This is a genomic window from Bradyrhizobium erythrophlei (assembly GCF_042430365.1).
Taxonomy (GTDB): Bacteria; Pseudomonadota; Alphaproteobacteria; order Rhizobiales; family Xanthobacteraceae; genus Bradyrhizobium; species Bradyrhizobium erythrophlei.
In genome coordinates this window covers 58,121-74,375 of the sequence record NZ_JBHMET010000013.1, presented here as the reverse complement: position 1 = coordinate 74,375, position 16,255 = coordinate 58,121, and the positions used below count along the sequence as shown (strand labels likewise).

17 protein-coding genes are annotated in these 16,255 nt (G+C 61.1%); 10 read left to right on the top strand and 7 right to left on the bottom strand.

The features are described 5' to 3' along the window. Positions 1-4: 4 nt before the first annotated feature. Positions 5-559 carry a TetR/AcrR family transcriptional regulator gene (locus ACFFWD_RS01725; RefSeq protein ID WP_376960802.1) on the bottom strand — a complete coding sequence of 185 codons (555 nt, stop codon included), beginning with the start codon at positions 557-559 and terminating at the stop codon, positions 5-7. A gap of 143 nt (positions 560-702) precedes the next feature. On the opposite strand from ACFFWD_RS01725, the gene ACFFWD_RS01720 reads away from it, so the two are divergent. Beyond that, positions 703-885 carry a hypothetical protein gene (locus ACFFWD_RS01720; protein ID WP_376960800.1) on the top strand — a complete coding sequence of 61 codons (183 nt, stop codon included), beginning with the start codon at positions 703-705 and terminating at the stop codon, positions 883-885. 90 nt (positions 886-975) lie between these two features. Here the strand turns inward: ACFFWD_RS01720 and paaI are convergent, their stop codons facing one another. Then, positions 976-1,440 (bottom strand): hydroxyphenylacetyl-CoA thioesterase PaaI, encoded by a 465-nt coding sequence (paaI, locus tag ACFFWD_RS01715; RefSeq protein WP_376960798.1) that lies wholly within the window; start codon positions 1,438-1,440, stop codon positions 976-978. Continuing rightward, positions 1,424-2,428, bottom strand: coding sequence for a methylmalonyl Co-A mutase-associated GTPase MeaB (gene meaB / locus ACFFWD_RS01710; RefSeq protein WP_376960795.1), 1,005 nt, complete (start codon positions 2,426-2,428; stop codon positions 1,424-1,426). Before meaB ends, paaI begins: the two co-directional genes overlap by 17 nt. Before the next feature lie 21 nt (positions 2,429-2,449). Between meaB and ACFFWD_RS01705 the strand changes: the two genes are divergently transcribed. Next, entirely contained in the window at positions 2,450-3,091 is a 642-nt protein-coding gene (locus ACFFWD_RS01705; RefSeq protein WP_376960793.1) for a phenylacetate--CoA ligase family protein, read from the top strand. A gap of 319 nt (positions 3,092-3,410) precedes the next feature. Here the strand turns inward: ACFFWD_RS01705 and ACFFWD_RS01700 are convergent, their stop codons facing one another. Then, positions 3,411-3,932, bottom strand: coding sequence for a TetR/AcrR family transcriptional regulator (locus tag ACFFWD_RS01700; protein ID WP_376960791.1), 522 nt, complete (start codon positions 3,930-3,932; stop codon positions 3,411-3,413). A gap of 260 nt (positions 3,933-4,192) precedes the next feature. Here ACFFWD_RS01700 and ACFFWD_RS01695 point away from each other — a divergent pair, with 260 nt between their 5' ends. The 3 genes from ACFFWD_RS01695 (at position 4,193) to ACFFWD_RS01685 (ending at position 7,646) form a co-directional block, all read left to right on the top strand. Continuing rightward, on the top strand, positions 4,193-6,115 hold the full coding sequence (locus tag ACFFWD_RS01695) for a class I adenylate-forming enzyme family protein (RefSeq protein WP_376960789.1): 1,923 nt from the start codon (positions 4,193-4,195) through the stop codon (positions 6,113-6,115). Positions 6,116-6,150: 35 nt separating this feature from the next. Continuing rightward, the gene (locus ACFFWD_RS01690; RefSeq protein ID WP_376960786.1) at positions 6,151-6,324 is read left to right on the top strand and encodes a hypothetical protein; all 174 of its coding nucleotides are present in this window, start codon (positions 6,151-6,153) and stop codon (positions 6,322-6,324) included. Positions 6,325-6,392: 68 nt separating this feature from the next. Then, on the top strand, positions 6,393-7,646 hold the full coding sequence (locus tag ACFFWD_RS01685; RefSeq protein ID WP_376960784.1) for a thiolase family protein: 1,254 nt from the start codon (positions 6,393-6,395) through the stop codon (positions 7,644-7,646). Between the two features lie 158 nt (positions 7,647-7,804). Here ACFFWD_RS01685 and ACFFWD_RS01680 read toward each other — a convergent pair whose 3' ends face one another. Both ACFFWD_RS01680 and ACFFWD_RS01675 read right to left on the bottom strand, forming a co-directional pair. After that, positions 7,805-8,101, bottom strand: coding sequence for a hypothetical protein (locus tag ACFFWD_RS01680; RefSeq protein WP_376960781.1), 297 nt, complete (start codon positions 8,099-8,101; stop codon positions 7,805-7,807). Beyond that, on the bottom strand, positions 8,053-9,072 hold the full coding sequence (locus tag ACFFWD_RS01675; RefSeq protein ID WP_376960778.1) for an AraC family transcriptional regulator: 1,020 nt from the start codon (positions 9,070-9,072) through the stop codon (positions 8,053-8,055). The genes ACFFWD_RS01680 and ACFFWD_RS01675 overlap by 49 nt, the downstream gene beginning before the upstream one ends. A gap of 160 nt (positions 9,073-9,232) precedes the next feature. Between ACFFWD_RS01675 and ACFFWD_RS01670 the strand changes: the two genes are divergently transcribed. From ACFFWD_RS01670 to ACFFWD_RS01655, 4 genes are all read left to right on the top strand, one after another. Continuing rightward, positions 9,233-9,412 (top strand): hypothetical protein, encoded by a 180-nt coding sequence (locus ACFFWD_RS01670; protein WP_376960776.1) that lies wholly within the window; start codon positions 9,233-9,235, stop codon positions 9,410-9,412. A gap of 113 nt (positions 9,413-9,525) precedes the next feature. After that, positions 9,526-10,392 carry a TauD/TfdA dioxygenase family protein gene (locus ACFFWD_RS01665; RefSeq protein WP_376960774.1) on the top strand — a complete coding sequence of 289 codons (867 nt, stop codon included), beginning with the start codon at positions 9,526-9,528 and terminating at the stop codon, positions 10,390-10,392. Positions 10,393-10,502: 110 nt separating this feature from the next. Further along, positions 10,503-11,297, top strand: coding sequence for an SDR family NAD(P)-dependent oxidoreductase (locus ACFFWD_RS01660; RefSeq protein ID WP_376960772.1), 795 nt, complete (start codon positions 10,503-10,505; stop codon positions 11,295-11,297). A gap of 65 nt (positions 11,298-11,362) precedes the next feature. Continuing rightward, on the top strand, positions 11,363-12,634 hold the full coding sequence (locus tag ACFFWD_RS01655) for an MFS transporter (protein WP_376960770.1): 1,272 nt from the start codon (positions 11,363-11,365) through the stop codon (positions 12,632-12,634). Between the two features lie 1,177 nt (positions 12,635-13,811). Here the strand turns inward: ACFFWD_RS01655 and ACFFWD_RS01650 are convergent. Then, complete coding sequence (locus tag ACFFWD_RS01650; protein WP_157860843.1) at positions 13,812-13,964, bottom strand: hypothetical protein; 153 nt, start codon at positions 13,962-13,964, stop codon at positions 13,812-13,814. An 874-nt stretch (positions 13,965-14,838) separates the two neighbouring features. On the opposite strand from ACFFWD_RS01650, the gene ACFFWD_RS01645 reads away from it, so the two are divergent. Further along, positions 14,839-16,122 (top strand): adenylate/guanylate cyclase domain-containing protein, encoded by a 1,284-nt coding sequence (locus ACFFWD_RS01645; protein WP_376960768.1) that lies wholly within the window; start codon positions 14,839-14,841, stop codon positions 16,120-16,122. The last annotated feature ends 133 nt before the right edge of the window (positions 16,123-16,255 follow it).

The following is a 16,255-nucleotide window of genomic DNA, read 5'->3' as shown; positions in this document are numbered from 1 at the left end:
TGCCTCAGGAGGTGCGAACGCCCTCGAAGATCAGCAGCTCCGTGCGGTGCGCAAGTTCAAGTACCGCATCGCGGTTTTCTAGCTTGAACCATTCGATCGTCCAGTTGAGGGAGCCGATCACGAACATGCGCAACGGCACCACCTCCATGTCGGCCCGGATCTCGCCGGCGCGCCGCGCCTCGATGAAGAGCTTGTCCCAATATTCGGCGTAGGCGCGCCGCAACGGCCGATGCGGCTTCTTCAAATGCTCCGGCAATTGACCGTAGATGCGGATATTGGCTGACGTGAAGTCGCTGGTCTCGAGCAGCGCGACAAGGTGGGCCTCGATCGCGAGGCCGATCCTGCGCCGGTGCGACACCTTGCCTGCCCGCTCGACCGCATTCTTTACGGTTTCGAAGACGTGACGGAGGCCGCGGTCCAGGACCTCGTCAAGGATCTCTTCCTTGGAATCAAAATGGTAGTAGATGCTGCCGGCCTTTATTTTTGCCCTAGCGGCGATCTGGCGTAGCGTCGTGGCCGAAAATCCTTGGCGCCGAAACAGTTGTGCTGCGGACTGCAAGATCAGGTCTCGCGAGCGCTCGGACTTTGTCGCGGCTGCCGTGGGATTTTTGTCGCGGGCGGTCTTGCGCCCAGTGCCCGCGAGCGATCTCTTTGGTCGGCGCGCCTCCGCCAGCCGACGAGATCGGTCGCCGGAACGCACGGATGACGGCATGTCTGATCAAGCTCCCTGTCAAAATACTGGCCGGCTGGTTCGAGCAGCCTATGGTCGCTGTGGAAGCAGATTCCAGTGAGAATGGCAATATCCGCCCCGAGGGGCAAGGCGACACCCGCGATGATAAGGTCTGGGGCGCGCTCCCGGCCGGCGCCGGCGAATGCCGGCATTGATGGCTCGGCGTCCCCGAACTCGAACCCGTGCCTGGCGGCGATGGATCGCGCGAGCAGGCTGATTGCCACAGCGCGACAGCCGATGCGAGATCATCGCGCCGTGAGCGATCCGGCGTGAGAGTGCATCGCGTCGGCGATGGTCCGGGAATGGCCGCGGAATTCCGCCACGATCTTCCCGTTCGCCGCATTGATGAGGCTGCAGTCATAGATCGCCGTGCGGCCCGTGCGGCAGCGCTCCCGGACGTGCGCAATCAGGCGATCGCCGGGGTGTGCAGGGCGCACGAACGTGATGCTGCATTGTTGCGCAACCGACGGCCGGCCGTGGCTGTTGCAGGCGATCGAGAATGCCGTATCGGCCAGGGTGAACAGGACGCCGCCATGACATGTTCCGAACACGTTCAGGCCGGCTTGAGAGATGGTCATCTCAAGCTCGGCCTCGCCGGGGCCGGCCCGGCGAAGCGTAAAGCTGAATGCCTTGGCGGGTGCGTCGCCAGAGAGCATGAAGGCGGCGCAATGCTCTGCCAGTTGCTTTGGATCGTCAGGTAACGGGTTCATCGCGTCTGCTGCTGCTCGTGTGCGGGTTAGAGACGCGGTCACGCGCCTCGTGGTACGAGCCCAGCGCCGCGCGCGTCGCAGCGGCGTTCGAAACTTCGCCCGCCTCGACCTGCCGCAGCATGTTCAGGAATGGTTCGTCGGTCCGTTCCAAGATGGAGCGTCGGACCTCGGCCGCGGCGGTCTCCGCGAGGAGACGATGAATGCGGGTGCGACGGTGCGCTTGACGCTCGGCCGGCGTTCGCGGCGCGACATTGAAAACAGCTTCAACCAGCTCGACGACGCCCTGGCCGGAGCTTGCCACGGTCTCGATGACCGGCACATTCCTGTCGGTCTCGCGGCGCAGGCTCAACATGCTGCGGAGCTGCCGGACGGTGCGCGCGGCCAGGGGCAGATCGGCCTTATTGACGACGAGGACATTGGCGATCTCCAGTATCCCGGCCTTGATCGCCTGGACGTCATCGCCGATGCCAGGAGCGTTCACGACAACCCGGACATCGGCAACCTCGACGATCTCGACCTCGGACTGCCCAGCTCCAACGGTCTCGATCACGATCACGTCACGGCCCGCGAAATCGAGGATGTCGACGATCGGCTGAATGCTGTCGGTCAACCCGCCGAGATGGCCGCGCGAGGCAATCGAGCGGATGAATACGCCGGCGTCTTCAATATGCCGCCCCATCCGCACCCTGTCGCCGAGCACTGCGCCCCCTGAGAGCGGGCTCGAGGGATCGACTGCCGCTACGGCCACCGTCTGTCCGCTCCTGCGCAACTCGGCCACGAACGTGTCGATCAGTGTCGACTTTCCGGCACCGGGCGGCCCGGTGAAGCCGACTGTGAGCGCGCTCCCTGTCTGCGGCAGCACAGCGCGATGCAGGCTGGCGGCGGCGGCGCCACCTGCTTCGGCGATCGTGATGGCGCGTGCGATGGCCCTGGCATCGCCGGCCCGCAGCCGTACCGGGAGTGATGTTGCGATGGAATCCGAGGTCATTGCTCAGGCAACGATCAATGGATGTCCGAAACCGAGTTCGCGACGCAGGCAACTCACCACCTCGCCCCGTGGGGTACCAACGCGGAATGCGAGATGGGCCAGGGCGTGCATGTGATGCAGGATGAGGTCTGGACCGAGATCGTCGCGAAGGACAATCCCAACCGCGCGCTTCCAGACGGGGAGAGCGGGGCGGTCGTCTACACGCATCTGCGGCGGCAGTCGCAGCCAATGATTCGTTTCTATTCTGGCGATGAGTCGCACATGACGCATGCGCCTTGCGGCTGTGGCCGGACCTATCCGCGCCTCCCGATGGGTGTGTATGGTCGCCTGGACGACATGCTCCTGATCCGCGGCGCCAATGTCTATCCGAGTCAGGTCCAGCGTTCCCTGCTGTCGGTGCCGGGCACGGGGATCGAGTTCAAGATTCTGCTCGAACGCAATGGCGCGCTGGACACGGCGACCGTGCGTGTCGAACGCGATCCGGCGGCCAAGATGGATAATCTGGCGGAATTCGAAATCGAGCTGGCCAAGCAGGTCAAGCGCCGACTGAAGAACGATACCAACATCAATTTCGAGGTCGAGGTGCTGCCGCCGAATTCGCTGGAGCGGGCGATTTCGAAAGCCAACAGGGTTGATGATCGGCGCCCGCGGCTTCGTCCTTGATACCCTGAAGCAGAGAATTGTGCGTCAATTCCGGCCTCGGGTGCGCGGCGAACTTCGTGCCGTGACAAAACTGCGCCGACGACTTCAGACGGAGCGGGAGCCGCCGGCCATCATGACAGGCTCGGGCGGGCGCGATGGTATCGAGACGCTGAGCGCGGCGATTTCTCGCCGTCTCCTCTTCGTGCAGTCATCACGGGACGCGGCCGCCGCTTGGGGGCTGGAACATCCGTCAGGGATGGAAGGCTTGCTGGCGAGGCCTTTGCGCGGATTGCGGAGCGCCTGAACAACTGCAGCAGTATCTGAATTCCGATCGAACCGCTTACTCGCGCCGAATGATGTTAAGCAGTTTCCGCACGATGCTCGCAGGTGTCTCGCCGCCGGGCCGATACCAGGTGATCGCCCAGTTCATTGCACCCAGCAGTCCAAGTCTGAAGATGCGTTGATCGATCCCTGCGGGCAGCGTGAGCGCCGAGATCAGATCCTTGAAAATGGATTCGTAGCTGTCGCGCAGGGTAGCCACCTCTTCCGGCAGGCTGGTGACCGACAGGTGTGAGACCAGGACCGCGGCGAAGCGGTTTCTCTCGAGCAAGCCTTGCGCATGCGCGATGCAGGCGGCTTCTAGCCGAGTCCACGGATCCATGCGGCCTTCGATGGCCGCATTCACTGCCTCGCGCGATTGCGACACCGCAAAGGAATAGACGGCGACGAACAGTTCCTCCTTGGAGGGAAAGTGGTGATACAGCGATCCAGGCAGGATGCCGACCGCCGCCGCGATGTCGCGCATCGAGGTGTTTTCGTAGCCCTTGCTGCCGAACAGCCGGGCCGCCTCGTTGATCAGCACCTGTCGACGGTCATCCGGAAGCTCTTGCCGCCTGTCGTCCTTGTGCGGCCGGCGTGCTGCCTTTGTCGATTGAGTTCGTGGCGTGGGGCGGGCGCGTCTTTTCGCAATCATCGGACCGGTTCGCGTTCGGGCTGAAACGTCTCTTACCTGACATGCTCTGCCCCGTCGAGGACGGCAAGGGGTTGCCAAACAAACAGTTGTTTGGTAGCGAGATTGGCAGGCTCAGGATGGTTGAATGCCCGGATCAGCGAGGAGGGAAAATGGGAGCTTGGGAGGTGAGGGGCCCGGCGAGGGGTGTGTGCAAGTCGTGGCGTGACGTCTATCCGGAGCTTGCCGGGCAGGTCGTCAGGATCACAGCTCCGCACTGGCGCGGCATCGCGTGGGAAGGTTCGGAAATCTGCGCCTATCGCGACCGGCCGCGCAGTATTTCGCAGTGCCTTGCGACCAATGTAGCGCGCTGGCCCGATCGCGAAGCCTATGTCTTCCATCCCGGCGGCCAGAGAATGACCTGGGGCGATATCGGCAGCCAAGTTCAGCGCGTTGCCGCGCGGCTTCGGCAGGACTTCGGCTTTCGCAAGGGCGATCGGCTCTGCCTGCTGACGGCCGGGTGTCCAGAATACGTGACCAGCTATCTCGCAATCATCCAACTCGGTGGCATAGCGGTTCCGGTCAACCTCGGCCTGCACGCGGAGGGGTTGGCGGCGCAGATCAACAAGGTAGGCGCCAAGGGCCTCGTGGTCTCGCCCGAGGTCTGGAACGACAAGCTCGAATCGGTGCGAGGCAGCCTCGAGAGCGTAAAGGCCGTGTTTGTCATTGGCGGAGAGGCGCCGCAGGGAACGCTTCCCTTCGCCGAGCTGACTGGCCCCGGGACGAAGCCGGTCGAGCACGAGGCAGTCGACGAGTGGGATCTCTGCGCAATCTCGTTTACTTCCGGCACGACCGGTGTGCCGAAGGGCACTATGGCCATGCACATCAACGCGCTTGGCTGCGCCCAGAACGTTGTCATGGCCGCCAAGGGGCTCGGCGTTGACGACGTCAATCTGTGCATGCCGCCGCTCTATCACAACACCGCCGTCTATGCGGATTTCCTGCCGGCGCTGCTGAGCGGCGGCAAATGCGTGATCATGGCGGCCTTTACGCCGCTCGACGCGATCAAGCTCATCGAGGCCGAGCGGGCGACATGGGCGGTTGCGGCGCCGATCATGCTCTGGATGATGATGAACCATCCGGAGTTCCGAAGCCATGACTGCTCGACGCTGAAGAAAATCATCTTTGGCGGTCATGCCTCATCAGAGACGTTTATTAACCAGCTCAACCAGGAATTCGCGCCGATCGCGATGGTGAACGCCGGCTCAGTCTCGGAAAGCACTGCGCTCGGCTTCGCGCTGCCAACCGAGGACGCGATCCGCAAGATCACGAGTTGCGGTCTCGCAACGCCGAACACCGACATTGCGATCTTCGACGATGCCGGCAACGAAATCCTCGAACCCAATGTCATCGGCGAGGTCGCCTACCGCGGCCAGCAGACCAATGCGGGATACTGGGAAGAGCCTGGCAAGACGGCCGAAGTCTTCCGCCGCGACGGCTTTGTCCTGTCCGGCGACTGGGCTAGGATCGATGAGGAGGGCTACCTTTGGCTGCTCGATCGCAAGAAAGACATGGTCGTGCGCGGCGGCCAGAACGTCTACTGCATCGAGGTCGAGAACAAGCTGTACCTGCACCCGAAGGTCCTGCGGGCAGCGGTGGTCGGAGTACCCGACCACGTGTTCTCGGAGCGATTGAAGGCGGTCGTGGTACTCAAGCCCGGCCAGAGCGCGACGGCCGACGAAATCCGCGACCACTGCGCGAAGCATCTCGCCAGATACGAAACGCCGGAATACGTGGTTTTCGCAACCAGCCTGCCGGCCAACGCTGCCGGAAAGACCCTCAAGCCGCCGCTGGTCGATTTCTGGGGTGAATCAGCGAACGCCACGCTCGAACGATTTGCCGCGTTCTGTGCGAGCATGCCGCCTGCGCTGTTCGACATACCCCACCTGAAGATCGACGGAGAGACGGCCGCGCCACGTGAGGTGCTCGCAGAGCTCGAAGAGAGCACGAATCGCGGGCGAACCATCGCGCGAATTATCGAGGAGCAGGGCATTTGCGGGCTGACGACGCCAAACGAATCCAGATTCCGCAAATGAATGCCGACGCTCTAAGAAGACAGAGAGTTTGATCGATGCTGAACCTCGATTTCGCGGATCCAAAGACAAATGCCGATCCATTCCCCATCTTCGCACGGCTGCGCGAGAGTGATCCGGTGCACTGGTCGTCGGCCATGAAGACGTGGGTCATCACGCGGTATGACGACGTTAAACGCGTGGCGGTAGCGAACTCCGACAGCGGCTGTTGAAGGGGCATTGCAGTCGCTCCCGGTGCGTCTGCGCTGATCCACCTGCCATCTGACATTGGGGGCAAGATATGATGCCGGAAGTCTACGTGATCGGAACTGCGTGCACTTCGTTTGGCAAGAAGCCGCAAACAAGCTTCAAGGCACTGACGCGCGAAGCCTACCTTGCCGTCCTTGCCGATGCCGGGATGGAGGTTGGGCGCGACATTGCAATGACGTGGTTCGGGAACTGCGGCATGGGCACGTTCGGACAGCGCAATATCCGGGGGCAGGTCTGCTTTTCTCCGCTGGTGCGGGAAGGCCTGTTTCCCGAGCGCGTTCCAACGATGAATGTTGAAGGCGGCTGTGCCACGGCGTCTCAGGCCTTCCATGGCGCATGGAAGGACATCGCTTCCGGCGCAGTGGAGCTTTCACTGGCCATCGGGGTAGAGAAGACGTTCGTTCCCGACAACCCAACGCGAACGCAGGAGATCTTCGACGGTGGCATAGACCAACTGGATCCGGACGAGTGGCTCGGTTATTACGGCGAAGCCGGGCGAGCCTGCGGCAAGCCCTTCGCGGCTGCCGAAAAGCGTGGCACGATCTTCGTGGATACCTACGCCATGCAGGCGGCCTATCACATGAAACGTTACGGCACGACGCGGCGCCAGATCGCTGCGGGTGCGGCAAAGAATCACGACCACGGAAGTCTCAATCCTCTCGCACAATATCGCTTCAGGATGACTGCCGACGAAGTGCTGGCAGATCGCGAGATCAGCTATCCGCTGACCCGAAGCATGTGCGCTCCGATTGGCGATGGAGCTGCGGCGGCCCTTGTCTGTTCGCGAGATTACCTCGCGAGGTTGCCGAGCAAGGTGCGTGAGCGAGCAGTCAAAGTCCGGGCCAGTGCCTTGTCGGGCGGAAAATACCGGTCGTTTGACGAGCCAGGTCTCTCACGCATTGCGGCTGACAAAGCCTACAAGATGGCAGGTCTTTCGCCGTCGGAGATCGATATCGCCGAGGTTCACGACGCAACGTCGTTCTGCGAAATCTATCAGGCCGAAATGCTGAGATTCTGCGCAGATGGGCAGGGTGGTGCTTATGTCGCTTCCGGCGCGACCGCGCTCGATGGGGAGCGGCCCGTAAACCTGTCCGGCGGGCTCGTCTCCAAGGGACATCCTGTGGGTGCCACCGGCCTGTCGATGATCCACGAGCTTGTTCTGCAGTTGCGTGGGGAGGCGGGTGCGCGTCAGGCAAAAAGGGCGCGAATCGCGCTTGCCGAGAATGGCGGCGGTGTCATGGGCTTTGACGAAGCAGCTTGCGCGATAACGATACTTGAGAAGTAGGGCTCCAATCGCTGCTTTCACTCGACCTAACCAGAACCGATCTCGTCGACCGCGTGCGGATCGGTCCCAGGATCCATCACTGCTTCAGCAGCCGCGCAAAGCCAAGATGCGAATCGGCTCGCAACCTTGACGCCGCCAATATGAAGCGGATCAAGGCGCTAGCGTGCCGATCGGCGCCCGGACCCCGCGCTGAAGCACACGGCGCGTCCGGCCAGCGGAAGATCCGCCTTATTGACGACGAGGACATTCGCGATCTCCAGGATTCCAGCCTTGATCGCCTGGACGCGTTCGCCGAGCCCTGGAACGTTCGCGACGATCGGACTCGGTAACCTCGATGATCTCGACCAGGGCCGAATGACAGCCGTTCTTCGCAATTCAATATGGCGGAAGATCCACGACGATGGATTCAACGTGTCTTTTGACCCGTCAACCTTCGCCGAGGATCGCTGCGCCATTCCGTAATGCTGCAGCCGAATCGCTCTCGGAACCAACGTGCAAGCGCGCTTTGCGCGGAGAAGCCCAGAAGTGCCGCGACAGCGCTGAGCGAACGGTCCTTTTCTTCGATAAGGCGAACCACAGCTTCGGCTCGCTCCTTGTCAACAATCTCGGAAAAGCTCTTGCCGCTCTCGGCGAGCCTGCGTTGCACGGTGCGACCGTCGCAGCCCAGGTGCTGGGCCACGCGCTCCACCGAGCAGTGCCCCTTTGGCAGCAGTGTCGCGATCAACTCCCGGACTTTGCCGTCAAATGTCGACGAGCGCGCTGCAACGGTCTCGATATACCTCTGCGCGTATCTCGCTATCGATGGGTCTGCCGCAGCCATCGGGCGATCCATATCTCTGCTGTGGTAGATGATCCCATCGAATTCGGCCCCGAACGCGACATTGCACTTGAAGAAGCGTCGATATGTCTGGCGATTGCGCGGCGCCGGATACGTGAAGTGCACGTCCAACGGCCGCCATCCCGGTCCCAAAAAGGCGCTGAGAATGCGATAGGAGACCCCTACCGCAAGCTCTACCGCCTGCCTTGCCGGCACAGGGCGGCCAAGCAATAGCTCGGGTATGATCACCACGATCTCGCCGTTTCGCTCGATGCGCTGCCGCAGGGACTCATTGTGGATATGCATGTAGCGTCCGATCGCCTCCATCGCTGCTCCGACGGTTGGCTGGTCGCGCGCGATGACGGCCACTGGCCCGAGGTTGGAAAACCCGCCGCGCTCGGCCAGCCGAAGGCCGAAATCGTCGATCCCCGCGGCGGCCGCGGATGCCTCCAGTAGGCGGCGCACGCCGCCACCCGGAATCCGGACGTCCGGGTCGGTCACGCACGGCGGCAGACCCACGCTTTTCAGCATCCTGGCCGGATCGAGCCCGACGCTGCGCGCGGTCTCCGCATAGTGCGTCAGGCAGGCCGCGCGGATCAGGTCGACCATCGCAAAATCCCTCCCTGTCGCGAAATGTAAAGTCGGTGTCATGAATCGTCAAACGCGACGTCGCGGCCCGAAGTACTGATCGGTCAAACCCAAGAAAGCGGCCGGAAACCGGCGACATGACAGGGCGGAACGATCATGTGCACGATCCAAGCAGCGCAGCATGAGCACGACCGACAGCGGGTTCGGCGCGCTGGTCCCGGCCGCCTCGCTGACGATGACCATCGATACTCGGCCATCGCCATGGCAGTTCGATCGTTGGAACCGCCTGAAGGGCGCCGTCCTGGCAACTGTCTGGGGTCGTGCGGCGCCTGTCGAGGCCTGCTTGATGCACGCGCGATGATTGGCGTCAGCGAACGGCCGCAGGTGTCGTCCTGACGAGCGTGTTTCCGAGCCGCATGTGCGCCACCATCGTTCCCAAGTCCACCTAACCACCTGACCAAACTGGAGCCGGATATGGTCTACGAAACTATCGAGGTACGCAAAACCACTCCAACGATCGGTGCCGAGATCTTTGGCGTCGATCTCTCGCAGCAATTGAGTAACCGGCAATTCGACGAGATCCATCGGGCGTTGATGGAAAATCTCGTCATCTTCTTTCGGGACCAGCAGCTTACGGTCGAACAGCAAAAGGCGTTCGGCGCCCGCTTCGGCAAGCTGCACGTCCATCCAAACGCGCCGAAGGGCCTGCCGGATCACCCTGAAATCCTTGTGATCAAGGCCGACGAGAACAGCAAGCGCGTCGCCGGCGAATCCTGGCATTCCGACGTCTCCTGCGATGAGGAGCCGCCGATGGGCTCGATCCTCTATGTCCAGGAGATCCCGCAGGATGGTGGCGGTGACACGATGTTCGCCAACATGTATGAGGCCTATGAGAGCCTGTCGGAACCCCTGCGCAAGATGCTCGACGGGCTGACCGCGATCCACGATTCCTGGAAGGCGCATTCGGACCGCAAGCCCGGCGAGGGCAGCGATATGCAGTTCCCGCGCTTCGAGCATCCCGTGGTGCGCATCCACCCGGTGACCGGCCGCAAGCTGCTGTTCGTCGATCGCGGCTTCACCACGAATATCGTGCAGCTCCGTCGGGCCGAGAGTGACGCGCTGCTCTCCTTCCTGTTCCAACACATCGAGACGCCAAAGCTGTCGTGTCGCTTCAAATGGCAGAAGAACTCGATCGCCTTCTGGGACAATCGTTCCGCACAGCACCAGGCAATCTTCGATTACTGGCCGCATCGGCGCTACGGGCACCGTGTCACGATCTGCGGCGACAAGCCGTTCGGTGTTGGCAATCAGATCTCGAATGCGAACCTCGCAGCGAGCTGAACGTGCTTCGATGATCCGGGTCACCCACTCCGCGAGTGGCTGCGGTGCCGATATAGCGGTTGCGGTGGCCTGAGATTGATCAATCGCATCCTGACGAATTGAAGGTATCCATGACGGATCGTATCGACACGAACTTCCTCACTCACTGCTTCGGCTTGACAGGCCGTACGGCGATTGTCACGGGCGCCGGATCGGGCCTCGGCCGGCAGGCGGCGAAGACACTCGCCGCCGCTGGCGCTGAGGTGGCGTTGCTGGGACGCCGCGAGCAGCAATTGAATGAGACCGAAACCGAAATTCTTGGCGCGGGTGGGCGTGCACGGAGCTTTTCGGTGGACGTGACCGACCAGAAGGCGTTGGCCGGGGTTCTGGACCGGATTCAGCAGGACATGTCGCCGCTGTGGGCACTGGTCAACAACGCCGGTGTTGGGGGACGCAGCCCGCTCGCCGAGGTCAGCGAAGCTGCGGCTGACCACATCTTCGGCGTGAACACCAAGGCGGCACTGTTCGTGGCAACAGCCTTCGCGCGGCGCCTCACCGCGGCGCGCACCCCGGGTCGCATCATCAACATCTGTTCGCTCGCCGCACAGTCGAATCCGGCGGGTCTGGGAATATACGGGGCCAGCAAGGCGGCTCTCGAGCACCTGACCCGCACCATGGGTCGCGAATGGGCGGCGCAGGGCATCAACGTGAATGCCATCAATCCGGGATTCATCGAGACCGACATCAACCGTGCCATGCTGCAAACTCCAGCCGGACAAAAGATGATCGAACAGTTGCCGCGCAAGCGCGTGGGCACGCCTGAGGCATTGGACGGTGCGATCTTGTTGCTGGCGTCGCCAGCCAGCGCCTTCATCACCGGTTCGACGCTGATCGTCGATGACGCGCAGCGTTTCGGAGCCATCTAGGGCCTCGATGCAATCTGGACCGAGAAACTCATAGCGCGAGCGTAATCATGCCACTGGAGACAAGAATGCTCTGGAAGAAGCGCCCCACTGCGGTGCTGGCCAGCTTGCTGGTCATTCACGTGCTGGCTCACATCGACCGCAACATGTTGCTGGGCTTCTCGCCGCAGATCATCGCGGACCTCAAGATCAGCAACACCCAATACGGCTTTCTCGTGGGAGTTGTGTGGGTCCTGAGCTTCGGCTTCATGGCCCTCTTCCTCGGGTCGCTGGCCGATCGATTTAGCCGCACACGCATCATCGCCGCCGGCGTGTTCATCTGGAGTCTCTGCACTTGGGCTTCTGGTCACGCCCAGAGCTTCGAGCAGATGGCGTTGGCGCGCTTCTTCGTCGCCAGCGGAGAGGCGGCCCTGGTGCCTGCTGCCGTTTCAATCCTGACGGAACTGTTCTCGGAGCAGAGGCGCAGCACGATCATGGGCATCTTCTTCATGGGCATTCCCATGGGGATCGGCGCCAGTTTCCTGCTGGCCGGCACGTTCGGAGCGTCGCATGGTTGGCGCTCGACGTTCTATGCCTTGGGGTGGATGGGGATTGTCATCGCCGTGCTGCTGGCTTTCCTGAATGAAGATCGCAGCCAGGCGGTGACGCATGAGCGCGGTGCACCGTTCGTTCAGCAAGTCCGTACGGTGCTGGGCTTGATGCGGAGCCGTCCGGCGCTGTTGTTCCTGATCATCGCGTTCGTCTTGCTTCACATCCTCTTCGCCGGTCTGTCGTTCACTCAACTATGGATGGTGAAAGAGAGGGGCATGGACGCGTCTTCTATCGCGGCACACATCGGCACATTCCAGTTGCTGTTTGGCGCCACGGGGTCTGTCGTCGGTGGTATCGTCGGCGATCGCCTGGCGCGTCGACTTCCCGGGGGCCACCCGGCGGTCATTGTGCTGTTCATTGCCATGTGCGCTGTCCCGATGGTCGCCTATCGCTTCGTAGCTCCGGGCTCATGGGCGTTCTATGTTGGCATGTGCGCCGGATTTTTTCTGCCACTGGCCTGCTATGGGTCGGCAAATGCCGCGATCATGAGCATGGTGCCGTCACAGACGCGCTCCACGGTGGCCGGGTTCACGATGCTGTGCATCAATGTCTTTGCGATCGCCCTTGGAAACTTGGCGGCTGGCCGAGCGGTCGACATGCTCGCGGCACAGGGCGTTTCCGCGCCGCTGACGCACGTGGTTCTGGCGACCGATTTCATCGCCATCGGCTCGGGAGCTTTCTTTGCGCTGGCCGCCTTGTTCTCAGTGCGGCGGCGCGAGTCGGTGATCCCTGTGCCTGCCCGCGCGTAGCTTGGGCCGAATGTGCTCACCGTAAGAACCGTGATCTCGGGTTTTTCACCGCTCGGCGGCCAAGTTCTGAATGCGCGCCCGACACGATTCGAACGTGTGTCCTGCAGTTGCGAAGGGCAACAGTCACGCAGGGGCAGCTACGCGGCTGCCATGCCAACCACCGATTGACCACCGAAACACCGTGAACAAACGGAGATAAGGGGGGGCAATCGCGAGCAAAATTCATTGTTTTTGTTGATCTTTTCGTTTGCTACTTACGTTCGCGACGCTGGGGCTGCGGGTCGGCAATGGGCAGACTTGTAATTTACATTTCGGTTGTAACCTATTGATCTATATTGCCCCGCTGAGAAGGGTTTTTACAGCTAAGTATCTGTGATGACTCGTAAAGGATCAGACTCTTATTCAGCGGGCTTGTCGGAGCGACTTAAACTATCACGCGCGACGGCGTTCGGTCGACAGCAAGCCATGTCCTCCAAGCGTCGCGGACATCGCCAGGAAATGGCAGCTCGTTGGGCGCAGCCTTACGCGAACGATTTTTCAGCGTAGATCTCGGACGATCATCGACCGCCCGGCGCTTTCGTTCGGCAGTGGCTGGGCAGGCAGCTTGGCTTTGACGACGCTACGGCAACCGTTCGCTTTTCGGATTGAACATGGGTTGCAACGAAGTAGAGCAGGCCGGCGATACACACGGTCGCCAGGCTCGCGACCACTACGCGCATCCCACCTTGAAGCAGTAGCTTACCTAACTGGATCACCATGCCCCATGGGATAAAGTTGAGTCGTTAATCGTCCGTACGACCGTGCCCGTTCGATGCAAGCAGCGAAGCTCCAAAATTCGGATTCGCGCACTGCCGTACGAAACGGTATTCTAGCGATCGCGCGTCAGGGATGTTGAGGCGAAGCCTGCGCGCCAGCGCTGGATTACAAGCCGTCCTTCGTCATAAGCGCGGCAACGCTGCTGCCAGACGAGATTGTCTTGTCCGTTTAGCTTTTCGGGTGCCCAGCTTAGAACTTTGGGCCATGAGCCGGCGCATTTCATGGGATGCCGCCGTCTAGGGCTTCGACGCGAACTTGGTCGAGCACGTATTCGAGACGCCCTTAACTCCGGGGGGATTTCATTCATGATGTTCTAGGGACATTCCAGATTGCGGCTTGTCCCGATCGGCACGAAGGCGACTTAGTCGGCCAAGCGCCGAATCGCGACAATGCGCCAACGAGCCCCGTCGAACCACTTCTCTGCCACGCTACGGGCCGAGTCCTCGTTGAGCGCTTTGAGGTCGGTCTTGAGGCTCTTTTCCCCGTCGGCGAGTTGAATTCGAAACATTGCCATTTGCGACTCCTAGTATGGGTCAGCAGGGTGGCGCCCACATGGTTAATCGGAGGTTAATGGAGCGGCCTGCGGGGCATGTTCCAATGACGTTGGTCTTATCGGTCGACTCCGGAGCCTCGTTGCGGCCGGCTGCCAAGATGCGGGTAAGCGCCATCCGAAGGCGCGCGCCCGCCGAGATTGGCCGGTACCGTCCGATTAAATCCTGTTGCCAACTCGCAGCATAGCCATTCCGACAACGCGAAATTGTCTAAGGATCTCAATCGCCCGGAAGGCTGCAAAATGTCGGAATGGATGTTGAAAACACTATAGAAATTCGAAGACTTCCAAGCTGAATACGAGGGTTCGATTCCCTTCACCCGCTCCAATCCTGGCAACGTAAAAGTCACGACAAAACAAGGTGTTGCATGTGCCGTCGCCTGCAGTCAAATCTGCACGCGAGGCTTGGCTGGTGCGCTTTCGGTCGCAGATAGGGCGCAGATTTGCGAGAGCATTTGCGTTCTCGACCCTCAACATTCTAAGTCGTCAGACTGAATGGAAGATGCCTTCCTGCTTGCGTTGTGATTGTCCGCAGTTTGTCACGGCAAGTCGTCGCACCTCGCGGAGACCATGCGATCGCGCTTTGCGAAATTCAGCTTGCAGCAATATCTGCAGGTTTCGGAAAAAGCTCAGAAGCGTCGTGACCACATCATAGGGTCATGATGATCCTCTTCCTCAAACGGCTCCGACCGTGAGCCGCTCCCGAACAAGATGCGCAGCATCTCTTCGGCCTCGAATGCCACGGGCCTTACTAAAGCGGCCGTCAAGCGGTAGGATCATTACCTAAGGCGGCGCTAATCCTCTGATTGAGTGTCAGCCGGATGTCGGGAGGACAAAAATGTCATTCCCAATTCCTGCCAACGAACCCGAACGGCTTGCTGCCGTTCGCGCACTCAATATCCTCGATACCGCGCCGGACATTGCCTATGACGAAGTTGGTGAACTGGCTGCGCAGATTTGTCAGTGTCCGGTGGCCTATATCAGCTTGATGGATGACGATCGCCTTTGGCTCAAGGCCAAGTATGGTTTGCCGCCGGATTTCCACCAGTGCCCACGCGAAATTGCCTTCTGCGCGGAGACGGTTTGCGGCACTGAGCTCGTCGTGGCGCCCGACCTCAGGCAGGATGCGCGGTTCAGCAGTATCCCGTTTGTTACAGGCGAACCGTACTTCAAATTCTATTGTGGCATGCCGCTTGTTACCGGCGAGGGGTATGCACTTGGGACACTGTGTGTCATGGATTTCGAACCGCGCCAGCTTGCCTTCGAACAGGCTGAATCGTTGCGCCGTCTATCGCATCAGGTGATGACGCAGCTGGAGCTGCGTAGAAAACTGATCGAGTTTGACCGGGCAAATAAGGATCTTGACCAGGCGCGTAAGGATATCGCCGCCGAGAAGACGCGCACCGAAGAACTGCTCACCAATATACTGCCCGTATCGATTGCCGACGAGCTTAAGACGAATGGCAAGGTCCAGCCGAAATACGTCCCCTCGGCCACTATCCTGTTTGCCGATTTCAAGGGGTTCACTTTGCTGGCAGAGCGTATCGAGCCGGTCGCTCTGATCGGACTGCTCGACCAATATTTCACCGCTTTCGATGAGATCATGACGCGACATGGGCTCGAAAAGCTCAAGACGATCGGCGATGCCTACATGGCAGTCGCCGGCGTGCCCGCGGCCAATCGCCGGCATCCTTTCGATGCCTGCCTCGCGGCGCTCGAACTTCAAGGCGCAGTTGCCCGCATGAAGGCGCAGCGCGAGAAGATGCGATTGCCGTCGCTCGAGCTGCGCGTCGGCGTCCATACCGGGCCGGTCATTTCGGGCGTGGTCGGTCGGCGGAAGTTCACTTTCGACATCTGGGGCGATGCGGTGAACACGGCGGCGCTGCTGGAGACGAACGGCGCTCCTGGCCGAATCAATGTCTCGGAGACGGCCGCCGGACACGTGAAGTCACTCTTCGATCTCGAGCCAAGAGGCGCCATTGAAACGAAGCACCACCGACTGCTTGAAATGTTCTTCCTCAACCGCCTGAAACCGGAATTCTCGCGCGACGCCGAAGGGCGACTGCCAAACGAGAAGTTTGCTGCCGAATGCAGCCGACTTTTGACTGGCTTCTCCAGCTAGATCCGCTCGCCCGGCAGACCAACGAGCTGTGCGCCCTTGCATTCTCGGGCGCTCATCGAGCGCAGAATTTCCAGAGCTGGCGGGTTCTAGAACGATTCTCGGTGAAGTCAGTTTTGGCCGAACGTGTTGCAAT